At 67.0% G+C, this 12,256-nt stretch carries 12 protein-coding genes and 1 pseudogene; 5 read left to right on the forward strand and 8 right to left on the reverse strand.

What is annotated here, in order from left to right:
• A partial coding sequence (locus Q1A87_RS12540; protein WP_299651833.1) for a hypothetical protein occupies positions 1–212 on the forward strand: 212 nt, incomplete at its 5' end.
• A gap of 38 nt (positions 213–250) precedes the next feature.
• On the opposite strand, the pseudogene Q1A87_RS12545 reads toward Q1A87_RS12540, so the two are convergent.
• Positions 251–808: pseudogene (locus Q1A87_RS12545) on the reverse strand (transposase); the annotation flags it as partial.
• 189 nt (positions 809–997) lie between these two features.
• On the opposite strand from Q1A87_RS12545, the gene Q1A87_RS12550 reads away from it, so the two are divergent.
• From Q1A87_RS12550 to Q1A87_RS12565, 4 genes are all read left to right on the forward strand, one after another.
• Complete coding sequence (locus Q1A87_RS12550; RefSeq protein WP_299651835.1) at positions 998–1,558, forward strand: phage holin family protein; 561 nt, start codon at positions 998–1,000, stop codon at positions 1,556–1,558.
• A 48-nt stretch (positions 1,559–1,606) separates the two neighbouring features.
• Entirely contained in the window at positions 1,607–2,275 is a 669-nt protein-coding gene (locus tag Q1A87_RS12555; protein WP_299651837.1) for a DUF3618 domain-containing protein, read from the forward strand.
• A 278-nt stretch (positions 2,276–2,553) separates the two neighbouring features.
• Entirely contained in the window at positions 2,554–3,555 is a 1,002-nt protein-coding gene (locus Q1A87_RS12560; RefSeq protein ID WP_299651839.1) for a TAXI family TRAP transporter solute-binding subunit, read from the forward strand.
• A gap of 153 nt (positions 3,556–3,708) precedes the next feature.
• Positions 3,709–5,985 carry a TRAP transporter permease gene (locus tag Q1A87_RS12565; protein ID WP_299651841.1) on the forward strand — a complete coding sequence of 759 codons (2,277 nt, stop codon included), beginning with the start codon at positions 3,709–3,711 and terminating at the stop codon, positions 5,983–5,985.
• A 286-nt stretch (positions 5,986–6,271) separates the two neighbouring features.
• On the opposite strand, the gene Q1A87_RS12570 is transcribed toward Q1A87_RS12565, so the two are convergent.
• From Q1A87_RS12570 to Q1A87_RS12600, 7 genes are read right to left on the reverse strand one after another with little or no spacing between them, the layout of a single operon-like run.
• Positions 6,272–7,159: a polysaccharide deacetylase family protein gene (locus tag Q1A87_RS12570; RefSeq protein WP_299651843.1), complete on the reverse strand. Its 888-nt coding sequence runs from the start codon at positions 7,157–7,159 to the stop codon at positions 6,272–6,274.
• A complete protein-coding gene (locus Q1A87_RS12575; RefSeq protein ID WP_299651845.1) occupies positions 7,156–7,575 on the reverse strand; it encodes a nuclear transport factor 2 family protein in 420 nt (139 codons plus the stop codon). Before Q1A87_RS12575 ends, Q1A87_RS12570 begins: the two co-directional genes overlap by 4 nt.
• A 10-nt stretch (positions 7,576–7,585) precedes the next feature.
• Positions 7,586–8,425, reverse strand: a complete 840-nt coding sequence (locus Q1A87_RS12580) for a GNAT family N-acetyltransferase (RefSeq protein ID WP_299651847.1) — start codon at positions 8,423–8,425, stop codon at positions 7,586–7,588.
• Entirely contained in the window at positions 8,422–9,123 is a 702-nt protein-coding gene (locus Q1A87_RS12585; protein ID WP_299651849.1) for an aspartate/glutamate racemase family protein, read from the reverse strand. The genes Q1A87_RS12580 and Q1A87_RS12585 overlap by 4 nt, the downstream gene beginning before the upstream one ends.
• The gene (locus Q1A87_RS12590) at positions 9,123–9,998 is read right to left on the reverse strand and encodes an ABC transporter permease (RefSeq protein ID WP_299651851.1); all 876 of its coding nucleotides are present in this window, start codon (positions 9,996–9,998) and stop codon (positions 9,123–9,125) included. The genes Q1A87_RS12585 and Q1A87_RS12590 overlap by 1 nt, the downstream gene beginning before the upstream one ends.
• Before the next feature lie 4 nt (positions 9,999–10,002).
• A complete protein-coding gene (locus Q1A87_RS12595) occupies positions 10,003–10,950 on the reverse strand; it encodes an ABC transporter permease (RefSeq protein ID WP_299651853.1) in 948 nt (315 codons plus the stop codon).
• Entirely contained in the window at positions 10,947–12,209 is a 1,263-nt protein-coding gene (locus Q1A87_RS12600) for an extracellular solute-binding protein (protein WP_299651855.1), read from the reverse strand. Before Q1A87_RS12600 ends, Q1A87_RS12595 begins: the two co-directional genes overlap by 4 nt.
• Positions 12,210–12,256 lie beyond the last annotated feature (47 nt).

The raw sequence follows: 12,256 nt of genomic DNA on the forward strand, positions 1-12,256 counted from the left end.
TCGCCAACCGCCATCAGGTGTATCAACGCGCCCGTGCTGCCCGCCCCGAGCGGTGGTCAGAAAATACGCGCCGCTGGTCGCCGATCGGCTCCGTCTGGCTCAATCCGGAGCGACCTGAATTAGGGAGCGAAGGTCATGGGGCCGCCGATGCGCTTACCCCAGAAGCTGGCGGCGGCGGCCCCATGGCCGGCCCTGCCGAGCGAGCAGCCTGAAAACAAGGACAGGCGACAACTCCTTTGACAAACACCGAAACCCGCCTGCGCGCCCCACCATGTTTGCGAGCGTGCCATTCGCCCTCACCGCGCACCTTGATACCGGTCCTGTCCACTGCCCGGCAGGGCATTGCGCAGCAATGTCCCGAGAGGGGATCATCAGGTGCAACGGGCCGCCGCTGCCGCGGTAGGGCAGTTGCACGGCCAGCATCTTTTGCCGCCGACACAGCGCCGAGACTGAGGAGGATCAGCGAGCCTTCCAGTGGAAGGATCGCCCGACGAAGGGCACCGGCCAGTCGAGCCCCGCCAGCTCGAGAAGGCTTGCTACGAAGCCTGTCGTTTGGCGCAGCGGCGGGCTGAACAAGACCTTGATCCCTCTCGGGACATCACCGCGTGATGCCCTGCTGGGCAGTGGTCAGACAGGCTTGGATCGCGGCGTCACTGTAGACTGGCTGCCCGCCGCGCTTGCCCGATGGTGCAGCGTGCCAAGGCGTCGACGGGTCAAACCAGACCGTCCAAGATCCGCGCTCACGTAGCGAGGCGTTGCAAGTAGACCAGTTCAGAGTGCGGTAGCGGTTCGGAACAGGCTTGGACATGCCGTCCAGCTATGCTGCTGGAGGCGCAATGTGAATTCCGGGCAGCCTTCGTGCAACAAAGCCCTTGCCTGTGCCCAGTACGAATTGGAACCGACCATTCGGCGCTTCGTTGACGGTCTATAACAAACGTGTGTCAGCGAGGTGTGCCCGCCTCGTCAGAATGTCCGTCCTCGTTCCGGGAGTTGATCCATGACAAGTCCAACCGACCCCAACCATCCTGCTAATTCCGCGCGAGCATCCCGCTCGGCCGGCGGACTTGCGAGTGATGTCGTGCGGCACGGCTCGAACCTGGTCCAGCAGGAGATACAGCTCGCGAAGGCCGAGATGTCCGAGAAGGCGTCACAGCTCAAAGCCGCGATCGGCGAACTCATCGCGGGCACCGTGCTTCTGATGGTTTCGCTGGGGGTCCTGCTATCCGCCCTGGTCAGCGGTATCGCGCGTCTGCTCGTGGGCCTGTTCGGCGACGACCCCACTGCGGCAAGGGAGGTTGTCGCGCTCGAAGGTCTCGACGAGGGTCAAGTCCAGATGGTCACGGCCGTGAACCAGAACGTCGAGGCGGCTCTGGATGCGGCGCGGACCCTGCCGACCTATGAAGGGCTCGCCGCGCTGCTCGTCGGTGTGGTGTTCGCCATCGTCGGGGCCCTTCTTCTACGCAACGGGCTGAGCAAGCTCGATCCCGGGAACCTGGTCCCCGACCGGACGATCCGGCAGGTCAGGAAAGACGGGGAAATGGCGCGCGATCAGGTTTGAGCCACCCCGATTTCACCTGCCATCCGTACTCGATAAAGGAGCCAGACAATGGCTGACAGCAATCACGATCAGAAGTCCGCCCGCGAAGCCGAACGCGACGTCGAAGCCGCCCGCGCGAACCTTGCCGGATCCATCGACAACCTCGAAGCCAGGCTGAGCCCCAATGCGCTCGTGGAGCAGGGGATCGCTTACCTTCAAGGCGACGGACGTCGGCATATCGACAAGTTGGCGCGCAATGCCCAAGCCAACCCGATTCCACTCGTCCTGATCGGGATCGGCGTCGCCTGGCTGGCATTGGGATCGAACCGCAATCCGGGCCCGAGGCGGATCGGTCGGCGGGTCCCGGATGACCGTGGATACGGCCGCGACGATTACGCGCCGGCCTCGAACGCGACCCCGTCGTCCTCGGGCCTCGGATCTGACAGAACAGGTGCTACAGATCCGAGAGACGAGCCGCGAACGACGGGTCTTGCCACTGCAGCGAGCCCCTTGCCCTCCGACAAGCCGGATGATGCGCGGCGTTCGCCCGGTGTGGCCGCAGGAACCGATCCTGCAATTTCCGACGACGCGCGACCGAAGGACGCGGCCATCGAAAATCCGGTCATCGGATCGAAGCCGAACTTGGAGGCAAGCACGGGAGATGGCGAGGACACGCCCGCGTTCCGCGATCCGATCGCAACCGCGCATAGCGAACGGGATGAAGATAAGAACACGTAAGCGTCCATAAAGCTTCTCGATCCAGCCCATGATATGCTCGACCTTCCTCTACGCGAGGGGGGACAAACCGAGCGGATTGCCTGCTCGACGTTTCGCGGGCGCCATATCCAGCCTGACCTTCATGCCGTCGCGTTGGATCTTGGCGCATCGGTGTCGCCGAACGCGTCAAACCGTCAGTCCCGTCTAGCCTTATCGCCTCACCTTGGTCATAAAGTCATGTGGCGACAAAGGTGAGGCGCAGGCCGGCCAAACAACATGCGCCGATTGGGAGGATAATGATGAGAACCATTGCAACGCTTGCCGCCACCGCGGCGCTGATGGCCACCACCGCGATTGCGCAGGACGGGAATTACGCCGACCTCGACCGCACGGGCTGGCCCGACAGCTTCACCGTCGGCACCGCATCGCAGGGCGGCACGTTCTTCGTCTATGGCTCCGGCTGGGCGAACCTCGTCGGCGAGGAGCTCGGGATCTCCGGCGGTGGCGAGGTCACCGGCGGGCCGATGCAGAACATGGCGCTCGTCCATACCGGCGACGCGGCGTTCGGAATGACGACGATGGGCCCGGCGCGCGAGTCGCTCGAAGGCACGAACCCGATCGCCCCCGGCCTCCAGATGACGCAGGCCTGTGCCATGTTCCCGATGTACCAGACGCCGTTCTCGATGGCAGCGCTGACTGGGTCGAACATCACCTCGGTCGAATCGATTCCGGCCGGGGCGCGCATCGGCTTCGGACCTGCCGGCTCGACCTCCGACACGTACTTCCCGGCGATGCTCGAGGCGCTCGGCGTCGACTTCGAGCGGCGGAACGGCAGCTGGGACGACCTGGGCGGCCAGCTTCAGGACGGACTGCTGGACGCGGTGGCGTTCGCTGTCGGCATTCCGACGCCGGCAATCAGCCAGGCCGAGGTGCAGACCGACATCAACTTCATCGACTTTTCCGACGAGGAACAGGCGCAGGTCATCGAGGAGTTCCCTGTCTCCGAGTTCACGATCCCGGCCGATACCTACTCGACGCTTGAAGAGGACATGCAGTCGGTCGCGATGTGGAACTTCGCCATCGCGAACTGCGACCTGCCCGAGGACTTCGTCTATGCCGCCACCGACATCGTGATGTCGGACAACGCGCGGATGGTGAACATCCACGGGTCGGCCGCGGAAACGGTGCCGGAGAACTGGAACAAGAACACGGTCCTGCAATGGCATCCCGGGGCCGCTCGCTGGTTCCAGGAGAACGCGGGCGCCGAGATCCCCGAGGACATGATCTACAGCGCGCAGTGATGCCCGGCGCGGTCCCGGTCCGAACCGACCGGGACTGAGTATCCCCGTGACCGCATCTCGATCGAGATGCGGTCATTTCTGTTGAGAACGGTCGCGGAACACGGCAGAAGGTTGCGCAATCGGTACAAAAAACCGATCCGCGGGGGGGACAACATGGCGGGAATTCGGGACGAGGGCGTCGAAGAGAAGCCCAAGCTCGATGCGGGAGGGCTTGCCGAAGGCGGCGGGGTGATCGCCGAGGGCGTCGACGACGAGCCGATCGAGGCCAATCGCCGCGACTACACCGGCTGGCACCTGACCCTGATGGCCTGGTTCGCGGGGCTCTACGCCGCGTTCCACATGGCCGCGCTCAACGGTCTATCGATCGCGCGGTGGACGGGGATCGAGCTGCCACTGCTCCCGACCTTCCCGATGGAGACCTGGAACTTCCGCATCGTCCACGTCGCCGGCGCATTGCTGCTGGGCTTCGCGCTCTTCGCGGGTCGCGCGTTCGCCGAGGATCCCCGCAAGGCGACGCGCGGGCTCGACTGGCCATCCTGGGCCTTCGCCGCACTGGGTCTCGTCTCGCTGGGCACGGCGCTGTCCTTTTCGGTCGAAATCGCGAACGGCGCGATGTGGAACGGCATGGACCCCGGCATCCGGGGCCGCGAAATCTGGTGGTTCGGCGTGCCCCTCCTCCTGGCCACCGCGGGCGGCATCGTCCTGAGCTGGCTGCACGGACATCTGCGAAGCAGCATCGCCGCCCCCGACATCGTGCTGGGCATCTGCGCCGTATCGGTGGCGGTCTACCTGATCGCGATCTACGGCACGCTGATGCGCAACTCGACCGGTACGCCGTTCGCGCCGATCGGCATCTCGCTGGCCGCCGTCGCGGGCGTCGCGCTGATCCTGGAGCTCACGCGGCGGGTCGCAGGCCTCGCGCTCGTCATCATCTCGGGCATCTTCCTGCTCTACGTCTTCACCGGGCAGTTCCTGCCGGGCTTCCTGAACTCGCCCCCGATCGCGTGGGAGCGGTTCTTCAGCCAGGTCTACACCGATGCGGGCATTCTCGGGCCGACGACGGCCGTGTCCTCGACCTACATCATCCTCTTCATCATCTTCGCGGCGTTCCTGTCGGCCTCCAAGGTCGGCGACTATTTCGTCAACTTCGCCTTCGCCGCCGCCGGGCGCTCCCGGGGCGGACCCGCCAAGGTCGCGATCTTCGCATCCGGTCTGATGGGCATGATCAACGGCACCTCCGCGGGTAACGTCGTGGCGACCGGCTCGCTCACGATCCCGCTGATGAAAAAGGTCGGCTACAAGCCCACGACCGCGGGCGCCGTCGAGGCCGCCGCCTCCACCGGCGGACAGATCATGCCGCCGATCATGGGCGCCGGCGCGTTCATCATGGCCGAAATCACCGGCATTCCCTATACCGAGATCGCGATCGCCGCGATCATCCCGGCGATCCTGTACTTCGTGTCGATCTACTTCATGGTGGACTTCGAGGCCGCCAAACTCGGCATGCGCGGCATGCGCGAGGACGAACTGCCGAAGTTCCGCAAGATGGTGCGTCAGGTCTATCTGTTCCTGCCGATCATCATCCTGATCGTGGCGCTGTTCATGGGCTATTCGGTGATCCGGGCGGGCACGCTCGCGACGCTGTCGGCCGCCGTCGTCTCCTGGCTGACGCCCTACCGCATGGGCCCGCGCGAGATCGGCCGTGCCTTCGAGCTCGCTGGCATCATGTCGATCCAGATCATCGCGGTCTGCGCCTGCGCCGGCATCATCGTGGGGGTGATCGCGCTCACCGGGGTCGGGGCGCGGTTCTCCTCGCTGCTTCTTGGCATCGCCGGGGCGTCGGAACTGCTGGCGCTGTTCTTCGCGATGTGCATCGCGATCATGCTCGGGATGGGAATGCCCACGACGGCCGCCTATGCGGTCGCGGCGAGCGTCGTCGCGCCGGGCCTGACCAGCCTCGGCATCCAGCCGCTCACGGCGCATTTCTTCGTCTTCTACTTCGCCGTCGTCAGCGCGATCACGCCTCCCGTCGCGCTGGCGAGCTACGCCGCCGCGGGCATATCGGGCGCCAATCCGATGGCCACGTCGATGGCGTCGTTCAAGATCGGGATCACGGCCTTCGTCGTTCCGTTCATGTTCTTCTACAATTCGGCGCTTCTTATGGACGGGACCTGGCCGGAGATCGGTCGCGCGGTCCTTACCGCGGTGGTCGGCGTCTACCTGCTCTCGGCCGCGGTGCAGGGCTGGTTCGTCGGCGGGCGCATCGTCTGGTGGCTCCGTACCGCGCTCGGCATATTCGCTCTCTTCATGATCGAGGGCGGACTCTTGACCGACCTGATCGGAATCGGCGGCGCCGTCGCGGTCTGGGCGGTGCAACGCATCGTTCGCCCGGACCCGGAGACGCCCCTGGCGGTACGCGGGACCGACTGACGCCCGGCGCTTCGGCAGGGCTTACCGAGCCTTGTCGGTGCCGGGCTACCGGATCTCGTGACACCGGCAAAAGATCCGGCCGTGCAAGGTGCTTGCCGCCGTGCGGCCGGGCCGAAACACCTTGAGGCGCGCGCTGCGAAGTGGACGGGATTCCGCATGCATAACCACCGTTGCGATCCCATACCCCGCATCTGCTGCACCTCGGGCAAGAAGCAGACCCGAATGAACGCGCCGACGGCATCCGGCTTCCCTCGGGGAGATTGAGCCTGACGGCCACGGCACGACGTCAGACAATGCGATCCCGCAAGTCCCCGTGGCAAAGGTCGCTGATCTCACCGGCGCGGGTGAGCCATATGTCGCGCCTCGCCGCCGCGATATGCTTCAGAGCCCGTCGCAGGTGGCGCAGGCGATAGGGTTGCCCGACGATGTAGGGATGCAACGCCACGCCCATGACGATGGACTGATGCCGAGACTGCGCCAGCCGTTCCTCGAAATCGTCGATCATCATGTCGGCGAAGTCCCGCGCCGTGTCGGTCCGCGCGACGATCGCGGGAATGTCGTTCACCTCCTGCGGATACGGGATGGACAGGAGCGGCCCGGCCTCCGTTCGCATCCAGATCGGCTGGTCGTCCATGCACCAGTTCAGCGTGTAGCGGTAACCGGCCTCGGCGAGCAGGTCGGGCGTCACGCGGCTCTCCGCGATCCAGGGGCTGAGCCAGCCCGCCGGTGGAACGCCCTCGAACTCGGTCAGGGTCCGCGTGACCTCTGCAATCATCGCCCGCTCCGTCAACGCATCCATGCCGTCCTGACGCTCGCTGTTCGTCCGCCCGTGGCCCACGATCTCGTCGCCCCGGGCGCGGTACGCGGCCAGAAGCTCCGGCGCGTGATCGTACATCGCTGCGTTGGCGAGGACCGTCGCCGGCAGATCGAGTTCATCGAACAGAGCGAGCAACCGCCACGCCCCGACGCGATTGCCGTAGTCGCGCCAGGCGTAGTTCAGGACATCCGGCTCCGTTCCCGCGGGCGCCAGCTTCGCACCCAGTCCCTCGCCGAACGCGAAGTGCTCCAGGTTGATGCCGAAATAGACCGCGAGCCGTTGGCCGCCGGGCCAGGAGAAGTCGGGACGGCGCGTGATCGGCACGTAGTCGAAGCGCTGGTGATGCGGCAGCGTCACAGCGGGGCTTCCGCGAGCCCGGCGCGGGCGAGCAGGATCTCGGCGCTGTCGTTCCAGACCTCGGTGCGGATGATCAGGCCGTCGCGCACCGCGAAGAAGTCGACGTAGCGATTGCCGTCGAATTCTTCGCCGTCGGGCCATGCGCCGTAAAGATGCCCCGTGTTCCAGACGTGGACGGCGCCGAGCTCGGCGTTCCAGACCGCATCGGTCCGCAGAATGCGCTTGCGAACCCAGGCGTAGCGTCTGGCGTTGAAGGCCGGCGGTCCTTCGGGGCCCGGCATCGTCCGCCCGCCGGTGAACACGATCTCGCAGTCGGGTGCGAGACATTCCCGGGCCCCGTCGACGTCACGGGCCATCGAGCGGTCGAGATACTGCGTCACGATGCGCTTCGCCTGCGCCACGGATTCGTCGTCCATTGAGCCCTCCTCAGCCCAGTTCCAGCGTCGCCACGCCGAAGGTGCGCGCGAGGTCCTGCGCCGGCGCGGGACCGCGCCACATCCGGGCGGTCTCGAAGCTCGCGGTCCAGCCCCGGGCTGCGGCCATCGCCGTCGCTGCCGCATTGGGTGCGGGCATGTCGACGCTGACTGACGCGTCATTCGCGACGTGAGCCAGACCGTCGAGCATCGCCTCGGCGCCCGCGCGGTCTTCGGCGAGGAACGGGCCGACCTTGTAGCCCGTGACGCAGGGACGCAGCACGCCGAGCGCGGCGATCCGGCCGTCGCGCACGAAGATGCGGGTGGTGCGGTCCGTATCCCCGCGAAGCCAGTCGCGCATGAAGGCGGTCCGGTCGTAGCCCGTCACCGACCGGTCGAGGTCGAGCGCGGCGTCCAGACGGTCCGGAGTCAGCGGCTCCGTCGCGTCGCCGCCCGCGGGGGTGAGGGAGCCGGTGAACCGATAATTCGGATGCGACACCACGAACCCGGCGCGGACGTAATTCGGCAGCTGCGCCGGCACGCCGTCGAGCCCGGTGCTGCGCGGCGCGAGACGCTCCATTCCCGTCCGCCAGAGCGCGTGGCCGATGCCTTGGCCGCGATGCTCGGGCCTGCAGATGTAGAGCCCGAGGAACGCGGTCGCGTCGCCGAAGCGGACGATGGACAGGCTCGCCGCCGGTTCGCCGCCGATGTCGGCCACTAGGAATCCCTCGGGGTCAGCAGTCAGGAAGGCGGCAGCATCCGCAAGCCCGGGGTTCCAGCCCTCGGCTTCGGCCCAGCTCAACGCGAGGTCGAGATCGGCGCGCGTCATCGTCCGGATCGCCGGTTCCCTCATCGCGCTTTCGCCCGTGGCGCCGCGTAGCTCCCGCGTTTCGACGTGCGCAGCCCCGCTCCGGCCAGCGCGGCAGCGAGCGACAGACCCGCGGAGATGCCCTCCACTACCGGGCAGTCGAACTCCTCCGACAGCGAGGCGGCCAGCGCGCTCATCCCCGCGCAGCCGAGCACGATGGCGTCGGCCCCGTCCTCGAGCGCAGCGCGCGTCTCGCGTCGGATCGCGGCCAGCGCCTCGGGCGTGCCCGCGTCGATGTCGAGGACCGGCACGCCCGCCGCGCGCAGTCCCGCGCAGCGCGACGCGAGACCGTAGCGGACGAGGTTGGCGCGCAAGACCGGCAGCGCCTCGGGAACGGACGTCACGATGGCGAACCGGTCGGCGATCAGCGTCGCGCAATGCATCGCCGCCTCGCCGATGCCGACCACCGGCGCGCGGGCGAGGCAGCGTGCGGCGTCGAGGCCCGTATCGTCGAAACAGGCAATGACGTGACCGTCCACGCCGTCCCGCTCCGCCTCCTCGATCCGTTGCAGCATCCAAGGCACCGCCAGCGCGCCATCGACCGGCCCCTCGATCGAGAGCGGCCCGCCGGCCGCGCCCGTGGTCCTGACCTCGACGCCGGGGGGCGCGGCCCCGGCGGCGGCAACCGCGATTCCCCGCGTCATGGCCTCGCTGGCATTCGGGTTGACCACGTGGATCCGCATCAACCCCGCTTCCGGCGCGGCTGCATCAGGCTGATGAGGGTGAACGCGACGAGGAGGAGCAGGACCGACCCGCCGGTCGTCGCGGTGCCGAGCGCGTAGATCTCCGGGTCCGTCACCGTGGTCGTCTTGGCGGCGAGCTGCATCGGCAGGGTGTTCTGCGCGCCCATGACCTGGCTCGACCGCGCCAGCTCGTCCCAGCTCAGAGTGAAGCCGAAGACCGCGACGCCGATCAGGAAGGGCGCGATCATCGGCAGGGTCACGTGCCGGAAGGTCTGCCACGGCGTCGCGCCGAGGTCGCGCGCCGCTTCCTCGTAGGCGGGGTCGAACCGGTTGAAGACAGCGAACATGATCAAGAGCCCGAACGGCAACGTCCAGGTCAGATGCGCGCCGAGGCCGGAGGTGAACGGCCCCAGCGCCGAGACGAACCCGGTCTGCACCCATTCGATCCCCGCCACCGCGCCCACCGCCTTGATCGCGTCGTCGAGCAGGCGGAACTCGAGGGCGATGCCGAGCGACACGACGATGGACGGCACGATCAGGCTGGCGATGGCGACGTAGAGGAGCACCGTCGCCCCCCGGAACCGCCGTCGGAAGGCGAGCCCCGCGAGGACCGAGATCGTGACCGTCAGTACCATCACCACCAGGGCCAGCGCGAAGGACCGGCGGAGCGCCGCGCCGATCTCGACCTGTCCACCGCCAGCCCAGAGCCGCTCGAACCAGTGCGTCGAGACCCCGACCATCGGAAAGACGAGGCCGCCTTCCGGCCCCTGGAACGACAGGACGAGGATCGAGATCATCGGCCCGTAGAGAAACAGCAGGAACAGCACGAAGAGGAAGGCGAGGACGTAGAAGGATCGGGGGCGGCGCGCGGACATCGGGTCAGAGCTCCTTGCGGATGTCGACGAGCTTCAGGAGCGCCCAGACCCCGACCAGCACCGCCGCCAGCAGGATCACCGCGTTCGCCGCGGCGAGCGGGAATTGCAGGAACTGCATCTGCGTCTGGATGACCTTGCCGACCGAGGCGATCTGCTGCCCCCCCATGATGCCGATGGTCAGGAAGTCGCCCATCACGACCGTGACCACGAAGATCGACCCGATCAGGATGCCCGGCCGCGCCAGCGGCAGGATCACGTGGAGGAGGGTCTGCGGACCGCCGGCCCCGGCATCGCGCGCCGCCTCGATCAGCGAGCGGTCGATGCGCATCAGCGAGTTGAAGATCGGCACCACCATGAAGAGCGTGTAGAGATGCGTCAGCGCCAGGATCACGGCGAAGTCGGAGTAGAGAAGCTCCTCCAGCGGCGTGTCGATCACGCCCATCCCCACCAGCGTCTGGTTGACCAGCCCGTTGCGCCCGAGGAGCGGAATCCAGGAAATCATCCGGATCACGATCGAGGTCCAGAACGGGATCGTGCAGAGCAGGAAGCAGATCACCTGGATCTTCAAGGTATGGACGTGGAAGGCGAGGAAATACGCGACGGTGAAGCCGATCGTCAGCGTGGTCACCCAGACGATGAGGCAGAACTTCAGCGTTGACAGGTAGGTCAGGAACGTCGTGCAGAGGCGCGGCAGGTCGGCGAGGCAGCCGTAGAAGACGTCGCCGTAATTCTGCGCCGTGAAGGCCGGTTCGATGGAATACTGCGTGTATTGCCAGAAGCTGACCACGATGGTCGCCGCCAGCGGCAGGACGAAGAAGACGAGAAAGACGAGCGCCATCGGCGCCGCCTGCAGGTAGGGCGCGAGCGCGGTGCCGGCGCGGCCCGAGCCACGCCGGCCTGCGGAGGCCCGGACCGGCCGGACCCCCGCATTGGTATCCGTCGCGTCGGTCACGCCGCGATGAACTCGTTCCACTTGCGGACCATGTGCTGGTTCTCGTCCATGACCGCGTTCCAGCAGGCGACGGCGCCCATGCGCTCCTCGTAGGAACCGCCGTCGCGGACCGCGCCCGCTTCTTCCAGAAGCCGGCCGTCGGGAGCGAGAATGTCCTGCTCGGCCGCCGCGCCCTCGTACCAGTAGGCCCATTCGTAGGGTTCCATGAACTCCTTCGCGGTGCCGAGCACGGCAGGGTAGTAGCCCTGCTTCGACAGATGCGCCCCGGCCCAGCCGGACAGGAACCAGTTGATGAACTCGTAGGCCGCGTCCTCCTTGCGGCCCTCGATCGTGCGGGGCAGGCCGAAGCCCGATGCCCAGGCGCGGTAGCCCTCCTGCAGCGGCTGGTAGATGCAGGGCACGCCCTGCGTGCGCACGGCGGTGACGGCGGGGGACCACATCGACTGGATCACCACCTCGCCCGACGCCATCAGGTTCACCGATTCCTGGAAGTTGGACCAGAAGGCGCGGAACTGGCCGGCGCGCTTGGCCTCGATCAGCGCGGCGATGGTGGCGTCGATCTCCTCGCGCGTCATGTTGCCCTTGTCGCCGTAGGTCAGATCGCCCCGCGCCTCGAGCGCCATCGCCGCGTCCATGATGCCGATGGAGGGGATATTAAGGATCGACGCGCGGCCGGCGAAGTCGGGGTCGAGCAGCGACGCCCAGGAGGTGATCTCCCTGTCGATCAGGTCGGGGCGGATGCCCAGCGTGTCCGCGTTGTAGGTCGTGGGGATCAGCGTGATCCATTCGGTCGGCTCGGAGGCGAAGGACGTGGCCTCCTGCCCCTCGAGGTAGAGGACCTCGTGCGGCGCGGTGCCGTCCCAGCCGACCTTCTCGCCGTCCACCGTGCCGTTCGCGATAACGCTCGCCAGGTCGCCGACACGGTCGATCCGGCTGGCGTCCATGCCCTTCATGTTGCCCGACGGCACGAGGTTCGGCAGCGAGAAGTATTCGGAATCCACGAGATCGAAGGAGTTCGGCTGCGTGATCACCCGGCGCGGCACCTCGTCGGTGTTGACCGCGATGTATTCGATGTCGATGCCCAGATCCTCGGACGCCTTCTCCGCGATGGCCGGCGACTGGTTCACCGCCGTGGACAGGTAGCGCAGCGTCACTCGCTCCTGAGCGTGGACGAAGGGCGCGGGAAACGCCGCCGTGCCGGCCAGCGCCGCGGCCCCGCGCAGGACGGAGCGGCGGCTCGTCTTGGTCCAGTCTGTCATCATCGATCTCCTGTTGGCTTTTATATTATCTTTTGACGGTCGCGGGC

This window comes from uncultured Jannaschia sp., assembly GCF_947494055.1.
Classification (GTDB): Bacteria; Pseudomonadota; Alphaproteobacteria; order Rhodobacterales; family Rhodobacteraceae; genus Jannaschia.

Coding starts and splice junctions, on each gene's coding strand:
- Q1A87_RS12555 (WP_299651837.1), top strand. CDS start 1,607: ATGGCTGACAGCAATCACGATCAGAAGTCCGCCCGCGAAGCCGAACGC.
- Q1A87_RS12580 (WP_299651847.1), bottom strand. CDS start 8,425: ATGAGGGAACCGGCGATCCGGACGATGACGCGCGCCGATCTCGACCTC.
- Q1A87_RS12600 (WP_299651855.1), bottom strand. CDS start 12,209: ATGACAGACTGGACCAAGACGAGCCGCCGCTCCGTCCTGCGCGGGGCC.
- Q1A87_RS12575 (WP_299651845.1), bottom strand. CDS start 7,575: ATGGACGACGAATCCGTGGCGCAGGCGAAGCGCATCGTGACGCAGTAT.
- Q1A87_RS12550 (WP_299651835.1), top strand. CDS start 998: ATGACAAGTCCAACCGACCCCAACCATCCTGCTAATTCCGCGCGAGCA.
- Q1A87_RS12565 (WP_299651841.1), top strand. CDS start 3,709: ATGGCGGGAATTCGGGACGAGGGCGTCGAAGAGAAGCCCAAGCTCGAT.
- Q1A87_RS12590 (WP_299651851.1), bottom strand. CDS start 9,998: ATGTCCGCGCGCCGCCCCCGATCCTTCTACGTCCTCGCCTTCCTCTTC.
- Q1A87_RS12585 (WP_299651849.1), bottom strand. CDS start 9,123: ATGCGGATCCACGTGGTCAACCCGAATGCCAGCGAGGCCATGACGCGG.
- Q1A87_RS12560 (WP_299651839.1), top strand. CDS start 2,554: ATGAGAACCATTGCAACGCTTGCCGCCACCGCGGCGCTGATGGCCACC.